General features: G+C 65.6%; 27 protein-coding genes and 1 other RNA gene. 18 read left to right on the top strand and 10 right to left on the bottom strand.

Annotated elements, in window-relative coordinates; translation table 11 throughout:
- The first annotated feature begins 37 nt into the window (after window positions 1–37).
- Both ING15_RS12915 and ING15_RS12910 read left to right on the top strand, forming a co-directional pair.
- Window positions 38–772, top strand: coding sequence for a 3-deoxy-manno-octulosonate cytidylyltransferase (locus tag ING15_RS12915; RefSeq protein ID WP_206455234.1), 735 nt, complete (start codon window positions 38–40; stop codon window positions 770–772).
- Complete coding sequence (locus ING15_RS12910; RefSeq protein WP_206455233.1) at window positions 769–1,641, top strand: prephenate dehydratase; 873 nt, start codon at window positions 769–771, stop codon at window positions 1,639–1,641. The genes ING15_RS12915 and ING15_RS12910 overlap by 4 nt, the downstream gene beginning before the upstream one ends.
- 15 nt (window positions 1,642–1,656) lie before the next feature.
- Here ING15_RS12910 and nudC read toward each other — a convergent pair whose 3' ends face one another.
- Window positions 1,657–2,595, bottom strand: coding sequence for an NAD(+) diphosphatase (nudC, locus tag ING15_RS12905; RefSeq protein WP_232845743.1), 939 nt, complete (start codon window positions 2,593–2,595; stop codon window positions 1,657–1,659).
- A gap of 17 nt (window positions 2,596–2,612) precedes the next feature.
- Window positions 2,613–3,026: an HIT domain-containing protein gene (locus ING15_RS12900; protein ID WP_206455231.1), complete on the bottom strand. Its 414-nt coding sequence runs from the start codon at window positions 3,024–3,026 to the stop codon at window positions 2,613–2,615.
- 70 nt (window positions 3,027–3,096) lie between these two features.
- Between ING15_RS12900 and ffs the strand changes: the two genes are divergently transcribed.
- Window positions 3,097–3,194: signal recognition particle sRNA small type (gene ffs, locus ING15_RS12895), an RNA gene on the top strand.
- A gap of 136 nt (window positions 3,195–3,330) precedes the next feature.
- Here the strand turns inward: ffs and ING15_RS12890 are convergent.
- Window positions 3,331–3,933 (bottom strand): methyltransferase family protein, encoded by a 603-nt coding sequence (locus ING15_RS12890; RefSeq protein WP_206455230.1) that lies wholly within the window; start codon window positions 3,931–3,933, stop codon window positions 3,331–3,333.
- Between the two features lie 254 nt (window positions 3,934–4,187).
- Between ING15_RS12890 and ING15_RS12885 the strand changes: the two genes are divergently transcribed.
- The 3 genes from ING15_RS12885 to recR are packed head-to-tail and all read left to right on the top strand — an operon-like array spanning window position 4,188 to window position 7,043.
- Window positions 4,188–6,083, top strand: a complete 1,896-nt coding sequence (locus ING15_RS12885; RefSeq protein WP_206455229.1) for a DNA polymerase III subunit gamma/tau — start codon at window positions 4,188–4,190, stop codon at window positions 6,081–6,083.
- A gap of 12 nt (window positions 6,084–6,095) precedes the next feature.
- Window positions 6,096–6,419 carry a YbaB/EbfC family nucleoid-associated protein gene (locus tag ING15_RS12880; protein ID WP_206455228.1) on the top strand — a complete coding sequence of 108 codons (324 nt, stop codon included), beginning with the start codon at window positions 6,096–6,098 and terminating at the stop codon, window positions 6,417–6,419.
- Between the two features lie 18 nt (window positions 6,420–6,437).
- Entirely contained in the window at window positions 6,438–7,043 is a 606-nt protein-coding gene (gene recR / locus ING15_RS12875) for a recombination mediator RecR (RefSeq protein ID WP_206455227.1), read from the top strand.
- An 81-nt stretch (window positions 7,044–7,124) separates the two neighbouring features.
- On the opposite strand, the gene ING15_RS12870 is transcribed toward recR, so the two are convergent.
- A complete protein-coding gene (locus tag ING15_RS12870) occupies window positions 7,125–7,982 on the bottom strand; it encodes a cation transporter (RefSeq protein WP_232845742.1) in 858 nt (285 codons plus the stop codon).
- A gap of 68 nt (window positions 7,983–8,050) precedes the next feature.
- On the opposite strand from ING15_RS12870, the gene ING15_RS12865 reads away from it, so the two are divergent.
- The 3 genes from ING15_RS12865 to ING15_RS12855 all read left to right on the top strand — a co-directional run bounded on the left by ING15_RS12865 (window position 8,051) and on the right by ING15_RS12855 (window position 11,641).
- On the top strand, window positions 8,051–8,449 hold the full coding sequence (locus ING15_RS12865) for a MerR family transcriptional regulator (RefSeq protein WP_206455226.1): 399 nt from the start codon (window positions 8,051–8,053) through the stop codon (window positions 8,447–8,449).
- A gap of 230 nt (window positions 8,450–8,679) precedes the next feature.
- Window positions 8,680–9,909, top strand: coding sequence for a lytic murein transglycosylase (locus ING15_RS12860; protein WP_206455225.1), 1,230 nt, complete (start codon window positions 8,680–8,682; stop codon window positions 9,907–9,909).
- Window positions 9,910–10,315: 406 nt separating this feature from the next.
- On the top strand, window positions 10,316–11,641 hold the full coding sequence (locus ING15_RS12855; protein WP_206455224.1) for a ChaN family lipoprotein: 1,326 nt from the start codon (window positions 10,316–10,318) through the stop codon (window positions 11,639–11,641).
- Window positions 11,642–11,661: 20 nt separating this feature from the next.
- Here ING15_RS12855 and ING15_RS12850 read toward each other — a convergent pair whose 3' ends face one another.
- Entirely contained in the window at window positions 11,662–12,510 is an 849-nt protein-coding gene (locus ING15_RS12850) for an LOG family protein (RefSeq protein WP_206455223.1), read from the bottom strand.
- Between the two features lie 126 nt (window positions 12,511–12,636).
- Between ING15_RS12850 and dapD the strand changes: the two genes are divergently transcribed.
- Together dapD and ING15_RS12840 are read left to right on the top strand one after the other, a co-directional pair.
- The gene (gene dapD / locus ING15_RS12845) at window positions 12,637–13,491 is read left to right on the top strand and encodes a 2,3,4,5-tetrahydropyridine-2,6-dicarboxylate N-succinyltransferase (RefSeq protein WP_206455222.1); all 855 of its coding nucleotides are present in this window, start codon (window positions 12,637–12,639) and stop codon (window positions 13,489–13,491) included.
- A 45-nt stretch (window positions 13,492–13,536) separates the two neighbouring features.
- Window positions 13,537–14,307 (top strand): phosphodiester glycosidase family protein, encoded by a 771-nt coding sequence (locus ING15_RS12840; protein WP_206455221.1) that lies wholly within the window; start codon window positions 13,537–13,539, stop codon window positions 14,305–14,307.
- 7 nt (window positions 14,308–14,314) lie between these two features.
- Here ING15_RS12840 and ING15_RS12835 read toward each other — a convergent pair whose 3' ends face one another.
- Entirely contained in the window at window positions 14,315–15,295 is a 981-nt protein-coding gene (locus tag ING15_RS12835) for a lytic transglycosylase domain-containing protein (RefSeq protein WP_232845741.1), read from the bottom strand.
- Between the two features lie 158 nt (window positions 15,296–15,453).
- Between ING15_RS12835 and dapE the strand changes: the two genes are divergently transcribed.
- A complete protein-coding gene (gene dapE, locus ING15_RS12830; protein ID WP_206455219.1) occupies window positions 15,454–16,647 on the top strand; it encodes a succinyl-diaminopimelate desuccinylase in 1,194 nt (397 codons plus the stop codon).
- Window positions 16,648–16,651: 4 nt separating this feature from the next.
- Window positions 16,652–17,242: a hypothetical protein gene (locus ING15_RS12825; protein WP_206455218.1), complete on the top strand. Its 591-nt coding sequence runs from the start codon at window positions 16,652–16,654 to the stop codon at window positions 17,240–17,242.
- A 9-nt stretch (window positions 17,243–17,251) separates the two neighbouring features.
- On the opposite strand, the gene truA is transcribed toward ING15_RS12825, so the two are convergent.
- From truA to def, 3 genes are read right to left on the bottom strand one after another with little or no spacing between them, the layout of a single operon-like run.
- Window positions 17,252–18,031 carry a tRNA pseudouridine(38-40) synthase TruA gene (truA, locus tag ING15_RS12820; RefSeq protein ID WP_206455217.1) on the bottom strand — a complete coding sequence of 260 codons (780 nt, stop codon included), beginning with the start codon at window positions 18,029–18,031 and terminating at the stop codon, window positions 17,252–17,254.
- Complete coding sequence (fmt, locus tag ING15_RS12815) at window positions 18,031–18,990, bottom strand: methionyl-tRNA formyltransferase (protein WP_206455216.1); 960 nt, start codon at window positions 18,988–18,990, stop codon at window positions 18,031–18,033. Before fmt ends, truA begins: the two co-directional genes overlap by 1 nt.
- Window positions 18,991–18,997: 7 nt before the next feature.
- Entirely contained in the window at window positions 18,998–19,513 is a 516-nt protein-coding gene (gene def, locus ING15_RS12810; protein ID WP_206455215.1) for a peptide deformylase, read from the bottom strand.
- A 147-nt stretch (window positions 19,514–19,660) separates the two neighbouring features.
- Here def and ING15_RS12805 point away from each other — a divergent pair, with 147 nt between their 5' ends.
- The 3 genes from ING15_RS12805 to ING15_RS12795 all read left to right on the top strand — a co-directional run bounded on the left by ING15_RS12805 (window position 19,661) and on the right by ING15_RS12795 (window position 23,005).
- Window positions 19,661–20,836: a DNA recombination protein RmuC gene (locus tag ING15_RS12805; RefSeq protein WP_206455214.1), complete on the top strand. Its 1,176-nt coding sequence runs from the start codon at window positions 19,661–19,663 to the stop codon at window positions 20,834–20,836.
- Between the two features lie 176 nt (window positions 20,837–21,012).
- Window positions 21,013–22,500: a trypsin-like peptidase domain-containing protein gene (locus ING15_RS12800; protein ID WP_232845740.1), complete on the top strand. Its 1,488-nt coding sequence runs from the start codon at window positions 21,013–21,015 to the stop codon at window positions 22,498–22,500.
- Between the two features lie 199 nt (window positions 22,501–22,699).
- Window positions 22,700–23,005: a hypothetical protein gene (locus ING15_RS12795; RefSeq protein WP_206455212.1), complete on the top strand. Its 306-nt coding sequence runs from the start codon at window positions 22,700–22,702 to the stop codon at window positions 23,003–23,005.
- A gap of 9 nt (window positions 23,006–23,014) precedes the next feature.
- Here the strand turns inward: ING15_RS12795 and ING15_RS12790 are convergent, their stop codons facing one another.
- Window positions 23,015–23,734 (bottom strand): pyrimidine 5'-nucleotidase, encoded by a 720-nt coding sequence (locus tag ING15_RS12790; protein ID WP_206455211.1) that lies wholly within the window; start codon window positions 23,732–23,734, stop codon window positions 23,015–23,017.
- A gap of 89 nt (window positions 23,735–23,823) precedes the next feature.
- On the opposite strand from ING15_RS12790, the gene ING15_RS12785 reads away from it, so the two are divergent.
- Together ING15_RS12785 and ING15_RS12780 are read left to right on the top strand one after the other, a co-directional pair.
- Entirely contained in the window at window positions 23,824–24,744 is a 921-nt protein-coding gene (locus ING15_RS12785) for an EamA family transporter (protein ID WP_206455210.1), read from the top strand.
- 220 nt (window positions 24,745–24,964) lie between these two features.
- On the top strand, window positions 24,965–26,140 hold the full coding sequence (locus ING15_RS12780) for an MFS transporter (protein WP_206455209.1): 1,176 nt from the start codon (window positions 24,965–24,967) through the stop codon (window positions 26,138–26,140).
- Window positions 26,141–26,163 lie beyond the last annotated feature (23 nt).

Genomic DNA, 26,163 nt, shown 5'->3' with positions numbered 1-26,163 from the left:
AGCGTCTGTGCGCCATCTTTCGGTTCATGCGGAGCCCATGACGATTCTCGTGCTCATTCCCGCGCGCCTCGGCTCCACCCGGTTGCCGGCCAAGGCGCTCGCCGATATTGCGGGCCGGCCGATGGTGGTGCGCGTCGCCGAGCGCGCCGAGGCCGCCGGCATCGGCCGGGTCGTCGTGGCAACCGACGCCGAGGCGATTCGGGCCGTCGTCGTCGCCGCCGGGCATGAGGCGGTGATGACCTCGCCCGATCACCCGTCGGGCTCCGACCGCATCTTCGAGGCGCTGACGCGGCTGGACCCGGAGAGTGCCGTCGAAACGGTGGTGAACGTGCAAGGCGATCTTCCGACCATCGAGCCGGAGGCGATTCGGCGGGTTCTCGCGCCCTTCGATGACCCGCGCTGCGACATCGCGACCCTGTGCGTGGCGATTCGCGACGAAGCCGAGAAGACCAATCCCAACGTGGTGAAGCTGGTCGGCTCGCCGATCGGTCCCTCGCGGTTGCGGGCGCTGTATTTCACCCGCGCCACGGCGCCATGGGGCGAGGGGCCGCTCTATCACCATGTCGGTCTCTACGCTTACCGGCGAGCGGGGCTGGAGCGTTTCGTCCGGCTCCCGCCCTCCACGCTGGAGATCCGCGAGCGGCTGGAACAACTGCGTGCCCTGGAGAACGGTATGCGTATCGACGCAGAGATCGTCGAGACGGTGCCGCTGGGAGTCGACGGGCCGGAGGATCTAGTCCGGGCGCGGACAATGTATGGAGTTGAAGCGTGAGCGAAGCTGCGACGAAGCGGATCGCATTCCAGGGCGAACCGGGCGCGAATTCGGATATGGCCTGTCATGTCGTCCATCCAGAGATGACGCCGCTGCCTTGCCCGTCGTTCGACGACGCCTTCGATGCCGTGCGCACCGGCGAGGCGGCGCTGGCGATGATCCCGATCGAGAACACGCTCGCCGGGCGGGTGGCCGATATCCATCATCTGATGCCGGATTCGGGTCTGCGGATCGTCGGCGAATATTTCATGCCGATCCATTTTCAGCTGATGGTGCTGCCGGGCGTCGCCCGCGACGAAATTCGCAGCGTCCAGAGCCATGTGCACGCGCTCGGCCAGTGCCGGAAATACATCCGCACCAATGGCTGGAAGCCCATCGTCTCCGGCGATACGGCGGGCGCGGCGCGAGAGGTTTCGGAAGCCGGCGACCGGTCGATGGCGGCGCTCGCGCCGGAGCTGGCGGCCACACATTACGGCCTCGATATCCTTGAGCGGAACGTCGAGGATTCAGCCAACAACATCACCCGCTTCGTCATCCTGTCGCGACCGGGCGCCCATGACGCCGATCTCTGGGCGCCGAAAGGCGGGCGCACCGTGACGACCTTCGTCTTCGAGGTCCGCAACCTGCCAGCTTCGCTCTACAAGGCGCTCGGGGGTTTCGCGACCAATAGCGTCAACATGACCAAGCTGGAAAGCTACCAGATCGGCGGGCATTTCATCGCCACGCAGTTTTATGCCGATGTCGAAGGCCATCCGCAGGACGAGTCGCTCCGCCTGGCGTTCGAGGAGCTGTCGTTCTTCACCCATGACGTCAGGATTCTGGGCGTCTACGAGGCTGCGCCGGAGCGGCTCTACGGTCCGATGCTTTAGTCAAGGCCCGCGGCGTCAAAGGGCGTTGTCGGCGAAGGCCTTGATCAGGTGGTGGGCGATGGCGAAGCGCCGCGGTACGGACAGCCCCTGATGATGACGATCCGCCAGCATGGTCTGGACCTCGTCGCGCGCGAACCAGCGACAGGCTTCCAGTTCTTCGGCGTCGAAATCGATGTCGCGGCTGGTCGCGTGGGCGATGCAGCCGATCATCAGACTGCCGGGAAACGGCCAGGGCTGCGAGGCGAGATAGCGGACCGTCCCGACCGCAAGACCCGATTCCTCGAGGGTTTCGCGCCGGACTGCGGCTTCCACAGTTTCGCCGGGCTCGACGAAGCCGGCGAGACAGGACCAGAAATTCTCCGGAAAATGCGGCTGGCGACCGAGCACACAACGCCCGTTGCCGTCGTGGACGAGCATGATCGTCACCGGGTCGGTGCGCGGGAAGACGACGTCGTCGCAGTTGGTGCAACGGCGGCGGTAACCCGCCGCTTCCGCTGCCGTGGAGTTGCCGCAGCGGGCGCAGAACCGGTTCCTGGCATGCCATCCGAGGAGATGCGCTGCCTGGCCGAGCTGCCCTTCCGTATCGGGATCGAGGAACGCTTGCAGTGCGATCGAGCGGAGACCGATCAACGCGAAATCGTTCGCCAGAGCTGGCGCGTCGTCGATCGAAGCGGCGAGCGATGGCCGGCCCGCGGGATCGAAGCCGAGGAGCACGCAGTCGTCCAGCTTCGCGCCGAGATCCACGCTCTCCGACTTCGCGAAGCTCGGGTCCGGAGCGGAAGCGTCCGTGGTGCGGCATAGCCACTGATCGTCATGAGTGAGAAAGATGCGGGCATCCGGATGCGCCAGCGCGGCGGCGAGACTATCGCCGTTGCGCCGTTCGCCGTCCCGCCACAGCCGGTTGCCGCCAAAACCGGTCAGCCCGCTCAGTTCCGGCGTGGCAGGAATCGTCATGCGCTGGCCGTCGTCCTTCATACCGGCAGCACCACTTGCCGGATGTCGGCGACGAATCGATCGCTGACGTCGGCCTCATAGCGTTCCACCGTTCCATGGCCCCACACCGGTCCGGGCCAGTTCGGATCGCCATCGTGCCGCGCCACGATGTGGAGGTGAAACATCGGCACGATGTTGCCGAGCGAGCCGATATTGATCTTGTCGGCCTTGGTCAGGCTCTTCAGCGCCTTGGAGACGAGGCCCGTCTCGAAGGTCAGCATGGTCTGGTCGAGCGGGGTGAGGTCATGGAACTCGGTGATGTCGTTGCGCTGTGGCACGAGGATCAGCCAGGGCCAGCGGCGATCGTTCATCAGCCGCAATTCGCAGAGCCCCAGACGGCCGATCGTCGTCGTGTCCCTGGCAAGACGAAGGTCGAGTTCAAAGGCCTGCATCTATTGAAATCCTTATCGACGGAGAGCGCCCGGCTTGCAATTAGGGCACCGATCGCCGATATGGAGGCCGGGAGGTTGGTGGTGGACGAGCCACTCGCCAACCGGGTCAGGTCCGGAAGGAAGCAGCCCCAACGAGCCACGGCACGGGTCATCGTGCCAGCCTCCCACCTTTTCCCGCCAAGCGCGACGGTTCGACGCAGATCGGCCATTCCCCGGCCCAGCGGCGCGGCGCATCGTGATCTATTTTAGGAAGGTTACGGCGGGATGCGGGCGGAAAACCGGTCCCCACTTTCCTCATCCCGTTCTATGGCAGACGCAGCAGGACCGGAAGCAGTCCGCTTTCCTGCGCCAGCTCGATCAACTCGAAGACCGGCATCGCGACGAAGAAGACCAGACCGTCGATCAGGGTCCGGTAGATCAGCCGGGTGCGGACCCGCAGTTCCGCTTCGTCCCGGAACAGCGACGGCCTCGGCAGGAAGCGCGGCACCGTCGCGAGATACCGCGCATAGGCCGGACCAAACTCTCCCTTCAGGAATGATTCCTCGCGCAAGATCACGATGTGGAAGGCTGCGGCGCAGCCGAGCAGGAAGAGGATGGCGAGCGTTGCGCTTCCGGCCTGTGCGCCGACGCCCGCCGCCGCGATGGTGGAAAAGACGTAAAGCGGGTTGCGGGTGACCGAATAGGGTCCCGTCGTGACAATTTCCGCCGATTTACGCCCGCCGATATAGAGCGTGCACCACATTCGCCCGACGATGCCGACGACGATGAAGCCGAGGCCGATCGCCTCGACCATGTCGTGAACCTCTTCGCTTTCGCTGGAACCGACGAAAAGCAGAAGAATGAAGGCGGCGAGCAACAACACCGCCAGGCTCAGCCGGCGCATTTCCTGATACCGCGCAAGCGCCATAGGGCTTCTCTTCCTTGGATCGACACTGGCCATGGGGCGGAACGACAAGGATCGAACCCATACCCGTGGCGTCCCCGCATATCTCATGGACGGGCAGCATTGCCAACTTCGACGTCGGGCGGCTTGCGTCGGCGCGCCATAAATCGGAGAAACGCCCGACAACTTGCTGAACTGCGCCGGGATTGCACCATGTCATTCTCTGACCGTCCACGCTCTGCCGCGGCCGTCCCTTCGGCCGGGTGGAAGGGCGCGCGATGACGGAGGAGACACTCGCCCCCGATGTGCCCGGCGAGGTAACGCCCTACCGCGTGCTGGCCCGCAAATACCGTCCGCGCTCCTTCGACGATCTGATCGGCCAGGAGCCGATGGTGCGCACGCTCACCAACGCTTTCGACACGGGCCGTATCGCCCAGGCGTGGATGCTGACCGGCGTGCGCGGCGTCGGCAAGACGACGACCGCGCGCATTCTGGCGCGCGCATTGAATTACGAGACCGATTCGATCGACCAGCCGACGATCCACATGCAGGGGCTCGGCGTGCACTGCCAGGCGATCATGGAGGGGCGGCATGTCGACGTGGTCGAGATGGACGCCGCCTCCCACACCGGCATCGACGACGTGCGCGAGATCATCGCGCAGGTGCGCTACCGCCCGGTCTCGGCGCGCTACAAGGTCTACATCATCGACGAAGTCCACATGCTGTCGAACCAGGCCTTCAACGGCCTGTTGAAGACGCTGGAGGAGCCGCCGGAACATGTGAAATTCGTCTTCGCGACCACCGAGATCCGCAAGGTTCCGATCACCGTTCTGTCGCGCTGCCAGCGCTTCGACCTGCGCCGCGTCGATTCGGCGACGCTGATGGCGCATCTCCAGCGCATCGCCTCTTCCGAAGCCGTGGCGGTCGACGGCGATGCGCTGCGGCTGATCGCCCGTGCGGCCGAGGGCTCGGTGCGCGACGCGCTGTCGCTGACCGATCAGGCGATCGCCCATGGCGCCGGCGCCGTCTCGGCCGAAGCCGTCCGCGACATGCTGGGGCTGGCCGACCGGGTCCGGATCATCGACCTGTTCGAGATGTTGATGAAGGGTGACGGCAGCGCGGCGCTGTCGGAACTGCGCGAACAATATGTCGGCGGCGCCGATCCGGTCGTCATCCTCGCCGACCTCGCCGATTTCACCCATCTGGTGACGACGCTGCGCTATGTGCCGGAAGCCGCCGAGGATGCGGCGCTGTCGCCGATGGAGGCGGAGAGGGGGCTCGAATTTTCCAAGACGCTCTCGATCCGGACCCTCGGCCAGGTCTGGCAGATGCTCCTGAAGGCGCTGGACGAAGCGCGCAACGCCACATCGCCGCGCCAGGCGGCGGAAATGGCGCTGATCCGGATCGCCCACGCGGCGGATCTGCCGTCCCCGGACGACCTGGTCCGGATGATCCGCGAGGGCGGCCTCGCGGGCCTGCCGTCGCCGGCCGGCGACAATAGCGGCGGCGAGGGAGCGCAGGCACACGCGCAAGCCGCGCCGGCGGTGGGTAGCGCGGCGCCATCGCCGGGCGCGTCCGAACGCCAGACGGATCGCACCACCGCCTTTGCCGGCAATGGCGCCCCGCCCCGTCCGCGCCTGTCGATAGCCCCCTCCGGCCAGGCTTCGCGCCAGGCGGCGCCCGCCCCTGCACCAACGACGGCTCCACCCGAAATCGAGATCGGCTCGCTGGAAGCTCTCGTCGCGCTGGCCGAGGACAAGCGCGATTCGTTGATGCGGGTGTCGATCCAGCGTTATCTGCGGCTGGTCAAGCTGGAGCCGGGTCGGCTCGAAGTGGCGCTGACGCCGGAGGCACCGCGCGCCCTCGTCACCGACTTGTCACGCAAGCTACACGAATGGACCGGACGGCGCTGGGTGGTGACGATCTCCCGCGGCGAGGGGCAGCCGACCCTCGAGGAAACGGCGACCGCGCGGCGCGATACGCTGTTGTCGGACGCGGCGGCCGATCCGGAGGTCGCGGCGGTGCTGGCGGCGTTTCCGGGCGCCAAGGTGATGGATGTTCGGCTGCGCGGCGACGCCGAGGCAACCGATCTCGCCGCGGACCTTTCCACCGAGGTGTCCGATCACGACATATTGGATGATCCGTCCGAGCTTTCGGACGACGATGACGATTAGGAGAAGGACGGCATGAAAGATCTGATGGGCATGATGAAGCAGGCCAAGGCCATGCAGGAGAAAATGGCGGGCCTTCAGGAGGACATCGCGCGGATCACCGTCACCGGTCAGTCCGGCGGCGGTGTCGTCTCGGTTACCCTCAGCGGCAAGGGCGAGATGCAGGCGCTGGCGATCGACCCGTCGCTGTTGAAGGACGACGAGAAGGACATCGTCGAGGATCTGGTGATCGCCGCCCATAACGACGCCAAGGCCAAGCTCGACGTGGCGATCCAGGAAAAGACCCAGGAGCTGACCGCCGGGCTCGAGCTTCCCGCCGGCATGAAGCTGCCCTTCTAGAACGGGCTCTGCTTTCTCATGGCGAAATCCATCGCGGGCCCGGAGATCGAGCGGCTGATCCAGCTGCTCGCCAAGCTGCCGGGCCTCGGCCCCCGTTCGGCCCGCCGCGCGGCGCTGCACCTCGTCAAGCGCCGTGAGCAGTTGCTCGCGCCGTTGACGACGGCGATGGCCGAGGCGCTGGAGAAGGTCACGGTCTGCTCGGCCTGCGGCAATATCGACACGCATGATCCATGCACGATCTGCACGGACACGGCGCGCGACCAGGCGACGGTGATCGTTGTCGAGGACGTCTCCGATCTCTGGGCGCTGGAGCGGGCGAAGGCGCTGAACGCCGCCTATCATGTGTTGGGCGGCGTCTTGTCGCCGCTCGACGGCATCGGGCCGGACGATCTGACCATCCGGCAACTGGTCGAGCGGGTGCATCGCGGCGGCGTCAAGGAACTGGTGCTGGCGGTCAACGCCACCGTCGAGGGCCAGACCACGGCGCATTATCTGATGGACCAACTCGAAGGGCTGGACGTGAAGGTGACGCGGCTGGCCCACGGCGTGCCGGTCGGCGGCGAACTCGACTATCTCGACGAGGGCACGCTCGCCGCGGCGATGCGGTCGCGGGCGGTGTTGTAAGCAGCAACCTTTCAGGCAGCATGGTTGCTGCGGGTATTCCTTCGAAATCGCCTCCTTATGGAACGCTCACCTGCGAGGTTTCTAGCCATTCCCTGCTTGCGCGATATCGTGCCTTGCGTCGCGGATGATCGACCACGCTGATTGCAGGAACAAACCTGCAATCGCGAAGGCGACCACTAGATCCGGCCAGTGTGAATCGAGGAGCCAAACGAGACCCGCCGCGGCGATCACGGACACGTTGCCGATAGCATCATTTCGCGAAAACAGCCACACAGCCCGCACGTTGGAATCGCCTTTCCGGTGTGCAAGCAGAGCGACGACGGACAGCACGTTAATGATGAGGGCGACGACGGCAAACCCACCCATGAGCCCCGTGTCGGGCTGGTTTTCGACAAAGATTCGATAGGCGGTCGAACCGATGACGCCAAAGCCGAGAGCGGCCAGGAACACGCCTTGCAGCAAAGCCGCCTTGGCCCGCGCGGCAAGGCCCCAGCCGACCGCGATCAGGCCAAGAAACGAGATCAGCCCGTCGCCGACGAAATCGAGCGCGTCGGCCTGCAGGGCTTGCGAGCCAGCCAGGAAGCTGCCGACAGCCTCGATCACGCCGTAGCCGACATTCAGCGAAACGACGATCCAGAGGGCACGCTTATAGGCGGGCGTGACGTGCGTCAGGTCCGGAATTTTATCGTCGTTATCCAATGACGCAGCCTCGCCTATGCGGTCGAGCCGATAGCCCAAATCCGCGACGGCTCTTTCGAGGACAGGCAACCGCCGCGACGGATCGCTAACCGTGAGGTTCATGGTCTGCGAGGCAATCGATACTTTCACCTCGCCCACCCCCTCCACCTTGCGGGCAGCGCCTTCGATCTTGGCGGCGCATGAAGGGCAATCCATCCCGGCGACATGATAGCGAAAGGTTTCAGATTCAGCGGCGCTCATGGGGCACTTCCTCGCTCTTGTTGCCGGAGCGTGCTACAACCCGTAGCGACTACAGGAGCAAGGAGAGGATGCAGATAGGCGATCTATCCCGGTGTTCAGGCGTCCATATCGAGACGATCCGCTATTATGAACGGGTTGGCGTTTTGCCGTCTCCCGCCCGTCAGGCGAACGGACGGCGCAGTTACGGCGAAGCGGACGCGAAACGGTTGGGTTTTGTCCGGCATGCACGCAGTCTCGGGTTTGATCTGGCAGCGGTGCGGGCGTTGCTCGCTCTGCAGCAGCAGCCAGAGGCCTCTTGTGCAAAAGCCAGCCAGATTGCGCAAACGCAGCTTGAGGCTGTTGATAGCCGGATCGCCCAACTGCTCAAGCTGCGCGAGGAGCTTTCCCGCATGGTTTCCGAATGTGGCCGTGGGGTCGTGGCGGAATGCCGAATTATTGAAGCTCTCGCCGGCTCGAAAGAATCGTGACGTTTATAAACCACGCGTTTTGCACGGGATCTTTACAAAGAAACCGACTCTCCGTGGCGCGGGAGCCAAGTGTGATAGGGTGGACGATCAACTCACGATGGCAGCAACTCATCCATAGGCAGGGTCACCAGCAGGATGACCCGTGCAAGCCCGACTCACTTCGCAATGACGAGGAGGTCGCTGGTCCGTCGTCTCTGGCGAATTGGCCGCGCGCTCGCTAGTCTGACGCCATGCGACGCACTTTCTTCCCGTTTCTTTTGATCGCTCTCCTCATCCACGCGCCGGTCACACTCCGCGCCGACGCGCTGACCGATGGCTTCCGCGCCTTCCTCGAAGCCGATATCTGGCCGGCGGCCAAGGCACGGGGTGTGCCGCGCGCCGTGTTCGATGCGGCGTTCAAGGGCGTGACGCCGAATTTGAAGCTGCCGGATCTCCAGCTTCCCGGCTCCAAGCAGACGGTGGCGGAGATAAACTTCCAGGCGGAGTTCAAGAGCGGCGCCGACTATCTCTCCGAGCCGGCCGTCGCCGCCAACGCCGCGACCGGGCGCAAGCTCCTCGCTCGCCACAAGCCGGTGCTCGACAGGATCGAGGCACGCTACGGCGTACCGGCGCCGATCATCGTCGCGGTCTGGGGCCGCGAATCGGCCTTCGGCAACGCGAAAATTCCAGAAAACGCGTTTCAGGTGCTCGGCACCAAGGCCTATCTGTCGCGGCGCAAGGCGTTGTTCAGGGACGAACTCCTCGCGGCGCTCGAAATCGTCGCGGACGGGCATCTCAGCGCGTCGCAGATGAAATCGTCCTGGGCCGGGGCGCTCGGCCAGCCGCAATTCATGCCGTCGAAATTCCTGACCCTGGCGGTGGATTTCGATGGCGACGGCAAGAAGGACATCTGGAATTCGGTGCCCGATACGCTGGCCTCGATCGCGAATTATCTGCGGCAGAGCGGCTGGCAACCGGGGCGCGACTGGGGCTTTGAGGCCGTCGTGCCGGCCAGCGTCTCCTGCGCCAATGAAGGACCCGATCGCGGCCGGCCGATCGCCGAACTCGTCGCGGCCGGGGTGATGCGCGTCTCCGGCCGCCCGTTTCCGCCGAACGAGGTGGCGGGAAGAGGGCATCTGATGATGCCGGCCGGCCGTTTCGGCCCCGCCTTCGTCGCGACGCCGAACTTTTACGTCATCAAGGAATACAACAACTCCGACCTCTACGCCCTGTTCGTCGGCCATGTCGCGGACCGGATGCAGGGCGCGGGATCGCTGCAAGGGCGGTGGGCGAAGACCGACCGGCTGACGCGCGGCGACGTCGCGCGGATGCAGAAAAAGCTCGAGGCGAAAGGCTACGACGTCGGCGGCGCCGACGGGCTCGCTGGCTTCAAGACCCGGCGCTCGATCGGCGATTACGAGGGCCGCGCGGGCTTGCCTGAGACCTGTTGGCCTAATCGGACGATCGCCGCGAAATTGTGACGAGCGCTACCGTCATCCACAGCTTATTTAAGTCTTCGTTGAGGATGTGGGTCGAAAGCATCGGGGTGTTGCGGCTCGTCCCTATCGCGGCGGCAGACGGCTCTGTATCCCCATTCCTGCGGTACCCGAGGAGGGCATGCGAAGTTCCTTCGCAGTGCCACGCGGCGGGAGTTGCCTGGGGAGGCGACGTGGACGGTCCGAGCAAATGTTCGGACCGTCCACCCCTCTCCTGTGGCGTGCGCGACTGGAAAATCTTAAGAATCCGGCGATTGAATTGCTTTTTCGGGGCTTTTTTCGGGAAACAGTCGCTGCTGCAATAGTTTTGCCACATCCTGTGCCGATCACTCGTTGATCGATGGCGGCGCGATTCGCAGGCGTCTTCTATCAACGTCGAGGGGAAAGCCGTTTGAACCGTCTCGTCTGGGTTCCAACCAGCATCGTACTACTGGGGGGCCTCGGCTATGTTTTCGCCGGGAACGCCGACCGCGTGATGACCACGATCCCAGACGCCGAGACGGCAGAATTCGTGCCACCCGCACCTGACGCGCGGGTCGAGGTTTCCTATCGCAGCGATGGCGACGATCCGTTTTCCGACGTCGCCGTCGCGACGGTCGAGCCCTTCGACGGGGGCGGTAACGAGGTCGCCGAGCGTTTCTTCTCCAACAGTCTCATGCCCGCTCAAGCGGTGCCGAATGCGGCGCGCTCGCTTCAGCGTCTGGCAGCCGCCGGCGACGCCAAGGCCAAAGCTCTGGAGATCGCGGAGACGGCGGGGAATGCTTCGGCGGATCGCCAGCGGGCAGTGGCCGACGGACCGGCCGAAACCGGATCGTCCGTCTGGCAGTCCGAATACTTCGCCGACAACCCGCTGGTCGGCGCGGTCGTCGGTGCCGATGGCACGCCGTCGAGCCAGGACGCGCTGCTGGGTGCCGCGCACGGCGCTCGCTACGTGCTGCTCGGCGAAATTCACGACAATCCCGATCATCACCTGATCCAGGCGGACATCGTCGGCGGGTTGGCGAAACTGGGCACCAAGCCGTCCGTGGTCTTTGAAATGATCACGCAGGGCTTTGCCGGGAAGCTGGCGGAGTTCGAGGCCGGCCCGGACAAGGATCTGGCGGCGCTGGCCGAGCGACTGGAATGGTCCGGGCGCGGGTGGCCGGACTTCTCGCTGTATCGGCCGATTTTCGAATCGGCGGTTTCGAACGAGCTACCGATCCGGGCGGGCAATCTCGACGCTCAGACCGTCCGTGCGATCGCCAAAGACGGCATTGCCACGCTCTCCGACGCCGACGTGCAGCGGTGGGGATTGGACAACCCGATGCCGGCGGCGCAATCGGCGGAACTGGCCGACACGATCCGCGAGGCCCATTGTGGACTGATGCCGGACGCGGCGATCGCGCCGATGACGTTAGTGCAGCGGGCCCGTGACGGCGCCTTGGCCGAGGCCATGATCGGCGCGGCGCAGGAATCCGGGAGCGCGGTGCTGATCGCCGGCTCCGGCCATGTCCGCGACGACTGGGCGGTGCCCGCGATCCTGGCCGAGCGCGAGCCGCAGTCGCGTTCGGTGTCGGTTCAGATGGTCGAGGTCGCGGATGGCGAGATCCAGCCGGCGGATTACGGGCTGACTCCAGCGACGCCCGCTCCCTTCGATTTCACGATCTTCACGCCTCGCCAGAATGTCAGCGATCCCTGCGTCGAATTGCGCACGCGGATGGGTGCGAGCGCCGACTAGTATCAACCGGCGCAGTCAACTCAAAACTCGTAGAATGCCTGGATTGCCTTCCAGCCATCCTCGGCCGTGTCGGCGAAGGTGATGAGGTCGAGATCCTCCGGCGCGATGGTGCCTTCCTCGGCGAGCGCCTCGAAATTGATCACACGGCGCCAGAATTCCTCGCCGAACAGGATCACCGGGATGCGCTGCATCCGCCGGGTCTGGATCAGCGTCAGGGCCTCGAACAACTCGTCCATGGTGCCGAAGCCGCCCGGGAAAATCGCCATCGCTTTCGCCCGCAGCAGGAAGTGCATCTTGCGGATCGCGAAATAGTGGAAGTTGAAGGACAGATCGGGCGTCGCGAAATGGTTCGGCGACTGTTCGTGCGGAAGGGTAATATTGAGCGCGATCGAGACCGCGTCGACATCGGACGCGCCGCGATTGCCGGCCTCCATGATGCCGGGGCCGCCGCCGGTGACGATGACGAATTCCTTGCCGCCGGAACTGTCCGCCGAATGCTGCGAGGCCAACCGCGCGAAGTCGCGCGCCTCGTCGTAGAAGCGCGCGTTGGCTTCCAGATTGCGCTTCTGGGTCTCGTTCTTGGCCGCCCATGCCTCGCCGCCGGGCTCGGGGATGCGGGCGCCGCCGAACAGGACGACGGTCGACAGGATGCCAGCCTCGATCAGCGCCATCTCGGGCTTCATCAGTTCCAGCTGCAGCCGCACGCCGCGCAATTCCTCGCGGGTCAGGAAGTCGGCGTCGTCGAAGGCAAGGCGGTAGGTCGGCGACAGCGTCTGCGGCGTGTGCTCCTGGTCCTTGGTGGCCTCTTTGTCCCGCAGCGAACTTGGAAACGGATCCCAGCCATGCTGGTCACGCGGTGGTTGCTGCATCGATTCACGCCTCGTCCGTTTGCCTGTGCGGTTTCATTGACCGCTCCAAGCCCTTCAACTAGGGTCCGCGCCGATTTGGACAGGGTCTTGAGGCCCTGAAGCCCCCGATTTTCAGGAGTTTTGCCGATGTCCGCGCCCGACCGCGCCGCTCTCGAAGCCACGATCGAACGAGCCTTCGAGGACCGCGACAGCGTCTCGGCTTCGACCACGGGCGAGATCCGCGACGCCGTCGATTCGGCACTCGACCTGCTCGACCGTGGCGAGGCGCGGGTGGCCACCCGCGGCGGCGACGGTCAGTGGACGGTGCATCAGTGGTTGAAGAAGGCGGTGCTCTTGTCGTTCAGGCTCAACGACATGCAGGTCATCGAGGGCGGCCCCGGTGGCGCGACCTGGTGGGACAAGGTGCCGTCGAAATTCGCCGGCTGGGACGAGGCGCGCTTCCGTGAAGCGGGCTTGCGGGCGGTCCCAGGTTCCGTCGTTCGGCGCTCGGCCCATATCGGCAAGGACGTTGTCCTGATGCCGTCCTTCGTCAATCTTGGCGCCTATGTCGACGAGGGCACGATGGTCGACGGCTGGGCGACCGTCGGCTCCTGCGCCCAGATCGGCAAGAACGTCCATCTGTCCGGCGGTGTCGGCATCGGCGGTGTGCTGGAGCCGATGCAGGCCGGCCCGACGATCATCGAGGACAACTGCTTCATCGGCGCGCGTTCGGAAGTGGTCGAGGGCTGCATCGTGCGGGAGGGATCGGTTCTCGGCATGGGCGTGTTCATCGGCCAGTCGACCAAGATCGTCGACCGGGCCACCGGCGAGATCAGCTATGGCGAGGTGCCGCCCTATTCGGTTGTGGTCGCCGGCGCGCTGCCCGGCAAACCGATGGGCAATGGCGAGCCCGGCCCGAGCCTCTACTGCGCCGTCATCGTCAAGCGCGTCGACGAGCGCACCCGCGCGAAGACCTCGATCAACGAGCTGCTGCGCAGCTGACGCGGCTTTCTGGGCTTGATCGGCCTCGGCCGGAGCGAGGATGAGATGGCGAGACTGCAATCCTTCTGGCCGCTGTCGCTCGCCGCGCTCGGCGGCCTGTTCGGCTGGCTGCAGCCGGCGCCGGCGATTGCGCCGGATCATCAGGGCCTGTGCCGCACCGAGACCGCCGGGGGCGTCGAGTACATCGTCTGCGACGTTCCGCTCGACCGCTATGCGGTGATGCTGCGGTCCGAAGACGTGGCGGGACAACCTTACGAGACCTTCGCCAAGGCGGCCGCGAGCGTTGGCGGTCGGCGCGTGCGGCTGATCATGAATGCCGGCATGTATCACGAGGACCGCCGCGCGGTGGGCCTTGCCGTGCAGGACGGGCGCGTGCTGAAGCAAGCGGTTCGCGGCACCGGCAGCGGCAATTTCTCGATGCAGCCGAATGGGGTGTTCTTCATCGAGGACGGCAAAGCCTATGTTCGCGATACCGGGCGCTATCTCGCCGGCCGCCACACGCCGGAACTCGCCACCCAGTCGGGGCCGATGCTCTTGATCGAAGGCCAATTGCATCCCCGTTTCATCGAAGGCTCGGACAGCCGCTATGTGCGCAATGGCGTCTGCGCCAGCGAGGACGGCCGGACGGTACGCCTGGTCCTGTCGCGCAAGCCGGTGAATTTCTGGGATTTCGCGACGTTCTTCCGGGATCGACTCGGCTGCCGCGACGCGCTGTTCTTCGACGGCAAGGTGTCGAGCCTTTCCTATCCCGAAGCCGGCATCGACTACCGCCGCGACCGGCTGGGGCCGATGCTGGTCGTCGTCGACCGCGACTGAGCCAACGCTATTTGTCCGCGGTGCCGGCCATGCGATCGGCGAGCGCGGCATCGTCCGCGACAATGGAGGCTGTGGCGGCGGTCGCTGCGACGATGCGGCCGCCCTTGGCTTCGCCGTCCTTCGGTGGCGTGGCGCCATCCACGGCTGCGGCGCTCGCGGCCTCTGGCGCCATGGTCGGCGCCGACGCGGTGGCTGGAACGGCTTCCGCCGAGAGGGTGCGGACCTGTTTCTTTCTCACGGCCGACGGTTCGGCTGCCGGCGTCACCGCGGCTACCAGCGTTTCGACCAAGCCTGTGGCGTCGGTCGGTGCTTCGACGGCCGCCGGCATCCGCCGCCGTTTGATGATCTCGGCCATATGCGCCTTGACGGCAGAGCAATAGCGGGCGGCCGATTTGCTCATGCGGGTCGTGCGCAGCCCGCCCTTGTATTTCATCGACGCCTTGCAGACGTCGCGGCCGCCCTGTTCCCAGGCGCCCTTCAGATATTTCATGCCGTAGGTGAGGTTGGTGTCCGGGTCGAAAAGAGCGTTGGCCGAGCCGGAAAAACCCATGCTGCGGGCCGTCGCCGGCTTGATCTGGCTGAGGCCGTAGACGCCGCCGGCGCCGCGCGCCTTCGGATTGTAGCGGCTTTCGACGCGCACGACGGCATAGGCCAGCGCCGGCGGGATGCCGTTGTCGCGTGCGTGCGCTTCGATCATCCTGTCGAGGGCGGCGCTACCGGAGATGGTGCCGCTCTCGGCGGCCTGTTTCGCCTCGCGGGCGGCGATTTTCACGTCGCCTTGCGTGGGGGCGATACCGGTCGTCAACGCCGCGACCTCCGCCTCGGTGGCTCCAGCCGTTCCGACGTCGCTCTGCGCAGTTTCGAGGGCCGAGACCAACGGCGAGCCGCCGGCGACGCAACCGGAAAGGCTCGCAATGGCGACGATGGCGAACGTCGACGCCGTGACGGCGCGCCTTGTCGCTGGGCTGATGAACTTCGAGACTCGCATGCACTTTTCCCTCAACAAACGGGCCGCGGCCATTCCGTTCGTCCGCATCGCGGCGGAAAGGTGGCAAGCCGGGCCGGAGCGCGATTTCCAGCCTCGTCACGGTCGGCTTGTCAAGCGGCTGTGGCGCGACTGCATCAATTGATTTATCTGACGCGGCCATGACAAAGATGACCGATCCCGTCGACATTCTCTCCCGCCTGATCCGTTGCCCTTCGGTGACCCCTGACGAGGGCGGCGCGCTGGCCACGCTCGAAGCCATGCTGGCGCCGCTCGGATTCGCGGTCGAGCGCCCGGTGTTTTCCGATCAGGGTACGCCCGATGTCGAGAATCTCTTCGCCCGCGCCGGGACATCCGGCCCGCATCTGGTCTTTGCCGGGCACACCGACGTGGTGCCGCCGGGCGAGGCCAGCGACTGGCGGGAGGGCCCCTTTTCGGCGGCGATCGTCGACGGCGAGCTCTACGGGCGCGGCGCGGTCGACATGAAGGGCGGCATCGCCGCCTTCGCCGCCGCTTATGGGCGCCATGTCGCCCGTCACGGCGCCCCGGCGGGCCGCGTCTCGCTGCTGATCACCGGCGACGAGGAGGGGCCGGCGGTGAACGGCACGGTCAAGCTCCTGGAGTGGGCCAGGGCCCGAGGCGAAAATTTCGACGCCTGTCTCGTCGGCGAACCGACCAACCGGGATGTACTCGGCGACATGATCAAGGTCGGCCGGCGCGGCTCGCTCTCGGCCGAGGTACGGGTCTCCGGTCGGCAGGGCCACGTCGCCTATCCGCATCTGGCGGACAATCCGGTGCGTGCGGTCGTTGCGATCGCCGAGGCGCTGATGGGCGAACCGCTCGACGCGGGGTCCGAACGCTTTCCGGCCTCCAACCTCGAAATCACCTCGATCGATACCGGCAATCCCTCGGTGAACGTCGTTCCGGCGCGCGCGCGCCTGTGCTTCAACGTCCGCTTCAGCGATCGCTGGACCCCGGAGAACCTCAAGGATGAGCTGCGACGCCGCATTCGAGCGGCGGCGGGGTCGGAGCGATTTCGGCCCGACCGCGAGGCCGCGACGTTCGAGATCCTGTGGCGCGACCGTCCTGCGGAGGCCTTCCTTACCCGCGACGATGTCCTGACTCAGTCGCTGATGGCGGCGGTTGCCGATGTGACCGGGCTCCAGCCGGAACTCTCCACATCGGGGGGCACGTCGGACGCGCGTTTCATCAAGGATTACTGCCCGGTTGTGGAATTCGGTCTTGTCGGCAAGACTATGCACATGGCCAACGAACGGGTGGCCCTGTCCGACCTCGAGGAACTGACGAGGATCTATGAAGCCTTCATCGCCCGCTGGTTCACCGCCCACGCCTGACCTGATGCCGAGCATCGACGATATCGTCCGGTTTTTCTCGGGCGCCGCCTTGCTGATGGCCGGCCGGAGCGAGGGGCTGAAGCGTCTCGATCTGTCCGCCGACGGCTTCTGGCAGTCCTTTTCGGCCATCGTGGTGGCGCTGCCGCCGATCGCCCTGTCCTGGATCGAGTTCGAGTCGGTCCAGGGCGAAGGCCGGGTCACCGACATGGGTCCAGTCGCCGTTTATGGCGCGCATGCTCTGGCCGATGTTCTCGCCTGGATGCTGCCGATCCTCGTCCTGATGCTGGTCGCCAAGCCGATCGGCTATTCCCGCAAGATCGTGCCGCTGGTGGTCGCCACCAATTGGGGCGGCGCCATGCTCGCCTGGGCGTTCGCGCCCTATTGGCTGATCGTGCTTCTGGTCGGCATGGGCGCGGGAACGGCATTGCTCGGCGGGCTCGTCACCATCGCTTCCATCACGCTCACGGCGCGGCTGATCTTCTTTGCCACCGGCAAGGATATCGGCGGCGCCGTGGCGGTCACCGTGCTGATGATCGTCGGTGCCCTGGTCAGCTATGGCGCGGTGATGGACGTGACCGGCATTGCGCTCATCTGACCCGGCCGGTCAGCCCGGATAGGGCGGCAGCGTGCGCTTCGGCGCCGTGCCATATTCAACCCTGGTCAGATAGAGCCCGCCGGCCGGAGCGACCGGGCCGCAGCGGGTGCGGTCACGCGATTTCAGTGCCGCGACGAGATCTTCCTCGCTCCAGCGGTGTTCGCCGACGAGCTTCAGCGTCCCTGCGAAGGACCGGATCTGGTTGTGCAGGAAGGACTGCGCCATGGCGTGGATGTGGATCTCGTCGCCGGGGCCCTTGACGACGTCGAGGCGTTCGAGCGTGCGGATCGGATTCTTCGCCTGACAATGGGCGGAGCGGAAGGTGTTGAAATCGTGGGTGCCGACGAGGCGCTGGGCGGCGCGATGCATCGCGTCGATGGCGAGCGGCTTGGAGACCCACCAGACCTGGCCGGCAAGCAGCGCCGGCGGCGGCCGGCGATTGAAGATGCGGTAGAGATAATGCCGCTTGCGGGCGGAAAAACGAGCGTCGAAATCGTCTGGGACCCGCTCGACATCGAGGATTGCGACGGCCTCGCCGCGCAGATGGGCGTTGAGCGCGTCACGCACGACGTCGCAGTCCCATTCCCGCGTCAGATCGAGATGGGCGACCTGGCCGGTGGCATGGACGCCGGCGTCGGTCCGCCCGGCGCCGAACAGCGTCGCCGTCTCGCCGGAAAAGCCGGTGATTGCGGTCTCGACGGCCTCCTGCACAGACGGGTCGTTTGTCTGGCGCTGCCAGCCGCAATAGGGCTTGCCGTTATACTCGATGGTGAGCTTGTATCGGGGCATCAGGTGGAGCCAGCGACACTGCCGGCCGGCACGGGCGATCCCCGCAGAAGGTCTTCCGCGGCCATCGGCTTGCCGCCGGCGCGCTGCAGTTCGAGGAGACGCACCGCGCCCGAACCGCAGGCGACCAGCAGGCGGTCGTCGAGCAGCGTGCCCGGCGCGCCCGAGCCCGTTTCGGCCCTGGCGCGCAGAATCTTCACCCGTTCCTTCTTTTCACCGAAGGGAATCGTCGTCCAGGCGCCCGGAAATGGCGAGAAGGCGTTGATCCTGGCGGCGATCAGGCGGGCCTCGCCGGCGAAATCCAGCGCCGCCTCGGCCTTGTCGATCTTGCGCGCATAGACCGGCTGGCGGCCGGTTCGCGCGGTTAACGCATCCTGATCCTCGAAGGTCAGGGTGCCGGCTTCAAGCTTTTCCAGCGCCTCGGCCATCAGATCGGCCGAGATCGTCGCCAGCCGGTCGTACAACTCGCCCGCCGTCTCGGCATCGCCGATCGGTGTCTCGGCCGTCAGCGCCACCGGACCGGTGTCGAGGCCGGCTTCCATGCGCATCACCATCATGCCGGTAGTGGCGTCGCCGGCCTCGATCGCGCGCTGGATCGGCGCGGCGCCGCGCCAGCGCGGCAGCAGCGAGCCGTGACCGTTGAGACAGCCGTGACGCGGGGCGTCGAGGATCGCGCGCGGCAGCAACAGGCCATAGGCGACGACGATTGCGACGTCTGCCTCAAGCGCCGCGAAGGCCGTGATCTCCGCCTCGTCCTTGAAATTCAGCGGCGTGCGGACGTCCAGCCCCAGCCGTTCGGCTTCGGTCTGGACGGGGGAGGGGGTCAATGTCAGGCCCCGGCGGCCGGCCTTGCGCGGCGGCTGTGTGTAGACGGCGGCGATCTCATGTCCGGCAGCATGGATGGCGCGCAAGGTCGGGACCGCGAAGGCGGGCGTCCCCATGAAGACGACGCGCAGTGTCATCGCCGGCTCATGCGATGGCCTTGCGGGCGGCCTTGGTGAACTTCTTCACCACCATGTCCCGCTTCAGCTTGGAGATGTGATCGATGAACAGGACGCCGTCGAGATGGTCGATCTCGTGCAAGAGGCAGGTGGCCAGAATGCCGTCCGCCGTCTCTTCGTGCATCTTGCCGTCGAGACCGAGATAGCGGACCGTCACCTCGGCGGACCGCTCGACCTCGGCATAATAATCCGGGATCGACAGGCAGCCCTCTTCATAGACGCTGCGGAGGTCGGACTCGGCCAAAATTTCGGGGTTCAGGAACACCTGCGGCGCCCTGTCTTCCTCTTCCTTCGAAACGTCGATGACCAGCAGGCGAAGCGGTTCACCCACCTGGATCGCGGCGAGGCCGATGCCGGGCGCGTCATACATCGTTTCCAGCATATCGTCGGCCAGCCGCTTAACGCGGTCGTCAACCGTTTCGACGGGTTTGGAGGTCTGGCGCAGGATCGGATCCGGCAGAATGATGAGAGGCTTGATCGTCATGGCCGCTGAGGTAATCGCTGACACAATCGCGGTCAATCGGTGCGGTGCCGACATGAGGACGGGCATTCCTGCGACGATGATACTTCCGGCGCTGCAATGTTCGTGCTTTGGTCCAATTCGTTAACGAATCGCATCTAGGGTCGGACCATGGACAGCGACGCTCTTGCCGCCATTCTCACGACGCCCATCGTCACGATCGGCGGCCAGGTGGTTCCGGTCTTTGCCCTGGCGCTGGCAGGCCTGTTCTTGCTCTTCTTTCTCCTGTGGCTGCGCGCGCGCAGCGCCGTGCGGGAGGCGCAGGAGCTGGCGGAAGGTCGCGAGGCGGAATCGTCCGATCGGCTGGACGCAGTGCTCAAATCCCAGGCCGAAATCACCGGCCGGATGCAGACGATGGCCGAGATCTTCGGCGCCCGGCAGGCGGACCTCACCCGCACCCTCGCCGAGCGCTTCGACGGTCTCTCCTCGCGGGTGGGCCAATCGATCCTCCAGACGACCACTACCACCAACGCGTCGCTGTCCGCCCTGTCCGAGCGCCTTGCGGTGATCGATCGCGCGCAGGGCGAAATCCGCAATCTGGCGGGCGAGGTCGTGCGGCTGCAGGACATCCTCGCCAACAAGCAGACGCGTGGCGCTTTCGGCGAGGGCCGGATGCAGGCGATCGTCGCAGACGCGCTGCCGAGCGCCGCCTATTCCTTCCAGGCAACACTCTCCAACGGCAAGCGGCCTGATTGCCTGATCCTGATGCCGAACGGCGCGCCCTCGCTCGCCATCGACGCCAAGTTTCCGCTCGAGGCCTATAGCGCCCTGTGCGACGCCGACAGCGACGACGCCCGAGACTTCGCGGCGAGCCGGCTGCGGCGCGACATGGACGTCCACGTCAAGGCGATCGCCGGGAAATATCTGATTCCCGGCGAAACGCAGGATACCGCCTTTTTGTTCGTGCCGTCGGAGACGATTTTCGCCGAGCTGCATGAGCGGTTCGAGGACGTCGTCCAGAAAGCCTATCGGGCGCGGGTCGTCATCGTGTCGCCGTCGCTGCTCTTGCTGTCCATCCAGGTCGTGCAGGCGATCCTCAAGGATGCGCGGATGCGCGCCGAGGCCGGCCGTATCCAGCAGGAGGTCCGGCATCTGACCGAGGATCTGACCCGGCTCGACGCCCGCGTTGCCGCCTTGAAGACACATTTCGGTCAGGCGGGACGGGATGTCGACCAGATCCTCGTCTCGACCGAGAAGCTGATCCGGCGTGGGGAGCGGATCGAAGCCGTCGACCTGGGAGAAGCGGAGACGGTAGCCGCCGTTAGGCGGCCAATGCCCGCCGAGTGACGCAACGCCCCGCTTAGAGCATTGCCGCAAAGTGGAAAGGTCGCGGCCATCTTTTCTTAAGAAAAAATGAATCGTCCCGGGATCGAAAACGGGACCGCCGCGTTCCTTATGTGTCACCGGACACGATGGGGGATGACATGCGGCGCGTCACGAAGGTTTTGTTAGCGGGAATAGCCATGGCCGTCGCGCCTCTGGCGCCGCTGACGGCCGTCGCCCAGGTCTCCGAGCTGTCGATCGCCTACAACAGTCAGACCGATTCCGATTTCCGCAAGGGATTGCAAATTCGTCTCGCCTGGACCGGCGACTATGTCGGCGCCTTCGATGGCACGGTCGACGCCGCGTCGCTGCGCGCGATCCGCGACTTTCAGGCCCGTCACGGAATGACGCCGACCGGCATCATCGATGAAGCGATGCTGAGACTTTTGATCGCGCGGTCGGACGAGGCCGAAGAGGCTCTCGGCATGACCTTGGTCGACGACGCCATGACGGGCGCTCGTGCCCCGCTACCTCTAGGGCTAGTGCGCGACTTCGGCGCGACCGAGGTCGGCAATCTCTGGCGCTCAGCTGATGACGCCGTTGAAATCGAGACCGTGCGCATCGCCGACACCGGGCAGACTCTCCGGGGCCTGTTCGACGTCCTGAGCCAGCCGACTGCTGATCGCTCGGTAAGCGGCGCCGAGTTCGCGGGAAGCTGGTTCGTTCTGCGTGGCCAAGAGTCGGGCCGCGCCTATGTGATGCGCTTCGCGGAGCGTGATGGCGATCTGCGCGGTCTTTCAATCTCCTACACCGGCGGCGAGGCGGGGCGGATGGCGCCCTACGCAGCCGTCGCGTCGAACCTCTTCGATCCCTTCGCCGGTGAGCCGCAGGCGCCGCTGGTCGCGGCCAACGAGGCGAATCCGTTTTCCTCGATGCTGACGCGCAAGCGTGGGGTCGGAGCGCCCGAAGCGCGCTACGCGATGGCCTATGCCGATCCGAGCCGTCCGCATGTGTTCGAACTCCCCGGCGAGGCCGGCGCCGGTGATGTCCAGCCGGGTGCGCAGGAATTCGACATGGCCGGCACCGGCTTTGTCGTCTCGCGCGACGGCTGGCTCCTGACCAACGCCCATGTGGTCAAGGCTTGCAGGACGGTTCTGGTCGGCGACCTCGGCGCCGCCAGCCAGACCATTATCGATTCCGAGAACGATCTCGCCCTGATCAAGGTCGATGACGCCCTCGGCGAGCCGCTGGAAATCTCGGCCGGCAAGCCGCGTCTCGGTGAGGACATTCTGGCGCTGGGCTATCCGCTGCGCTCAATCCTCGCCGACTCCCTCAATGTGACACGCGGCAATGTCTCGTCGCTGCTCGGCCTGATGAACGACCCGCGCTATCTGCAGATTTCCGCCGCGGTGCAGCCCGGCAATTCCGGCGGGCCGCTGATCGATCTCGCCGGCCGCGTCGTTGGCGTGGTTACGGCCAAGCTGAACGCGGTGGCCGTCGCCGACGCCACCGGTGACATTCCCCAGTCGATCAATTTCGCCATTCGTCCCGATGCCGCGGCGGCCTTCCTCAACGCCAACGGCATCGCCTTCGAGATCGCCGACCCGGCGGAGCCTCTGGCCAGCGTTCCAGACACGACCGCCGAAGTGAAGGATTCGATCCTGCCCATCCTCTGCGTTGGCGGCTGAAGGCAGTAGCAGCGCCGCGAACCGTGCAAGATTGCGCGCCGGCAGCGGGGGCTTCGCGCGATCCCGGTCGCCATAGCGCCAAGACGCCAGCGAAAATCCGTTTCGCACGGGGCGGAACCTCTCCCGAAACCACTGCGTTTTTCATCAAAGGTTTTCGGCCGGCCGTTGCGCCGTTCCGCACTTAGTTGAGGAGACTCCAATGCCCGATCTCGATACCGACCCGTCAATGATGCGCCAGCAGCAGGACCGGGATACGCCCCAGTCCATCGGCGATGGCACGTCCCGAGCCGGGGAAAGCAGCGATAGCGACGCCCGTAGCCGCGCAGATCGCGAGGCGGCGAAGACGGGCTCGGTAAGCAAGTCCGTGCCCCGCGCACAGGACGCGGCCGTCGAGAACGGCCAGGAAACCTCAGCCGGTCGTTACGACATCGCGTTGATGAAGAAGGCGGCGCTTGCCCGGGGCGCCAGCCTCGTCAGGAAAGGCCGGTCGCTGCTCGGAAACTGATCCGACGGGTTAACGGACGGAGCGCAGAAAGGTGGCGAGGTCGTCGGTGACGTAGTCGATATGCTCGCCATCGCGGCCCTCATGCTCCCAGACGTCGCCGAAGGTCTCTTCCAGATTACGCGGCACGATCAGTACGGTCCGCATGCCCAGTAACTTGGGAACTTCGAGATTGCGCGCCAGATCCTCGAACATGACCGCGCGGTCGGCCTCGATCCGGTGCAGCCCCATGAATTTGTCGTAGGTCTCGGAGGCGGGCTTCGGAACCAGCCCGGCGGCCACCAGATCGAAAATGTCCTCGAAATGATCGAGAACGCCGAGCTGGCGCGCCGTGCGCTCGGCGTGGCCGCGGTCGCCATTGGTGAAGATGAACTTGCGCCCCGGCAGCGCCTTGATCTCCTCGCCGAGCGCGGGGTCGGGGCTGATCCACGAATAGTCGATGTCGTGGACATATTGCAGGAAGGCGTCGGGATCGACTTGGTGCTCCTGCATCAACCCGCGCAGGGTGGTGCCGTAGCGGCGGTAGAAATCCTTCTGGACCGCCCGCGCCTCGTCTCTTGGCAGCGACAGGAAATCCGCCACGAAGGCGGTCATGCGCTGATCGATCTGCGTGAAGAGATTGGTGTGGCGCGGGTAGAGCGTGTTGTCGAGATCGAAAACCCAGTCGCGGATGTCGGCGAAGTCTCGCGGAGACGCGTCGGCGGTGTGGCGGATGACTGTGGGCGCGGTCATGATGTCCAGAGGTTCGAGCGTCGGCCGCCTTGCCAAGCGTCGCCGAATAGGAGAGCGAAGGGCGGTTAGACAAAGCTGACGGATCGCCTGTGCCGCTCTGGATTCCGATTACCATCACCGCCGCGTTCCTGCAAAATCTGCGCTCGGCCCTGCAGCGGCAATTGAAGGGGCGCATGGGCACGACCGGGGCGACCTTCGCGCGCTTCGGCTTCGGTTTTCCCTTCGCCGTCCTCTATGTTTTCGCCTTGCGCATCCTTCTCGGCACGGACTTTCCATCCCCGAACGGCACCTTCCTGTTCGCCGTCGCCGCCGGCGGGATCGCGCAGATTCTCGCCACCTTCCTGCTCGTCTATCTGTTTTCCTTCCGCAATTTCATGGTCGGGACGGCCTATTCCAAGACCGAGCCAATGCAGGCGGCACTGTTTGGCCTCTTGATCCTCGGCGAGGCCATCGCGCCGCTGGCCTTGGTCGCCATCGTCGTCGGTGTGTTCGGAGTCGGGCTCATTTCGGTCGCCGGACGCGGGGCAGGGGGCCGGCGCGGCTGGAGCGCGATCGCCGACGGTCTCGTCTCGCGCGAGGCCGGGATCGGTCTTCTCTCCGGCGCGCTGTTCGGCGTCTCGGCGGTCTGCTTTCGCTGGGCGTCGCTGTCGCTTGGTGACGGCGGGGTTTTGATGCGCGCGGCGATGACGCTGGCCTTCGCGACGGGCATCCAGACGCTGGCGATGCTGGCCTGGATGGCACTGCGTGACCGCGCCGAGCTGAAGGCCGTGGCGCGGGCCTGGCGGCCGGCCCTTCTCGTCGGGATCGTCGGCGTTTGCGGCTCGGCCGGCTGGTTCACGGCGATGACGCTGGAAAAGGTCGCCTATGTCCGGGCGCTCGGCCAGATCGAGCTGGTGTTCACCTATGCCTCGTCGGTGTTCTGGTTCCGCGAGACCATCACCCGGCTGGAACTTATCGGCTGCGTGCTGATCGTCGGGGGGATCGTGGTGTTGTTGGCGGCGGCGACATGACATCGAGAAAAGTGCGTCCCTCTTGCGTGCCCGTCACCCAGACGCGGCCGCTCTTCCACAGGCTCGTGCGACCCTCACGGCATTTGTAACCCCGACTTTCCGACGCCCATGCGACGGGATCGGCGACAGCCGTTCCGGTCGCGGCAAAACACCCGGCTTTCGCAGCGCGGAACCGATAAGGGGGCTGCTGCGCTTCTTCGAAAACGCAGGGACGCAGAACATGAGACCAGTCTGGAAGCTTTCGGCTGCGGGCTTCGCCGCGACCGCCATCACCTTCGGCCCGGCGCGTATGGGCTTCGGACTGTTTCTGACAGAGTTCAAATCGACCTTTTCGATGTCGACCGGCATTGCCGGTGTGGTCTCCGGCATCGGCTTTTTCGGCTTCCTGCTGGGTCTTTTGATCGGCTACTGGATGACGTCACGATGGGGGCCTCGCCTGCCGGTGGTCAGCGGCCTTCTGGCTGCGGTGATCGGCATGGGGATTGTCGCGGCCGCGCCGAATGTCTGGGTTCTCGCGTCCGGAGTGTTCCTGGCGACGTCGAGCGCCGGCTTTTCCTGGACGCCCTTCAACAACGCCGTTCATCGGCTGGTGGAAGACCGATGGCATGAGGTGAGCCTTTCCATCGTCAGCACCGGCACGAGTCTCGGCGTCGCCGCTGCAGGCGCCACGGCACTAATAGTCAGCTTCAGCGAACTATCCTGGCGCTTTGGTTGGGCCGCCTTCGCGCTCGCCGCGCTCCTGACGCTCCTTGCGAACTGGGCGGCCTTGCGCGAGCTTGCCGGCGACCCGGGTCCCGCTTCGAGCACCCCTTGGGCAACCCTCCTCACCGGGCCCGCGCGGCCGCTTCTGCTGATTGCCTTGTCCTTCGGCATTACCACCACAATCTATATCTCCTTCGCCGCCGATCGGATTCAGCAGGCGGGTGGGCTGCCCGGAATTGTGGAAAGGGCCGCGCCGGCCGTCGTGTTCCTCGCCTATGGCATTTGCGGCCTGATCGGCCTCGCGACCGGACACATTCACAAGATCATCGGGCTGCCCTGGCTGTTGCGTCTCCTGCATATCGCAGCTGCCACGGCGTTGGTGCTGGTGGCGCTGACGCCGAATTCCTGGACGAGCGTTGTCATCTCGGCCGGCCTTCAGGGCGCCTATGTGATGATGATGAGCGCGGTGCTCGCCTTCTGGTCGGAAAAGCTCTTCCCCTCACTGCCTTCCCTCAGCTTCACCGCGGTGCTTCTGGCTATGGCCGTGGGCAGCGTCATCGGGCCGGCGTTCGCCGGCTTCGCGTCCGGGACGTTCGGGCCGCAGACGATGTTCCTCGGCGCGGCGGCAATCGCAGGGGTGACTGCAGCGTCGATCCTGCCGCATGTCGCGCGGGAGCGTTGGTCGCCTGCCTGACGCGCGAGCGGGGACAGGCACAG

It is taken from the genome of Aurantimonas marina (assembly GCF_017183135.1).
Classification (GTDB): Bacteria; Pseudomonadota; Alphaproteobacteria; order Rhizobiales; family Rhizobiaceae; genus Aurantimonas; species Aurantimonas marina.
This window is presented reverse-complemented; position numbering and strand designations above follow the sequence as displayed.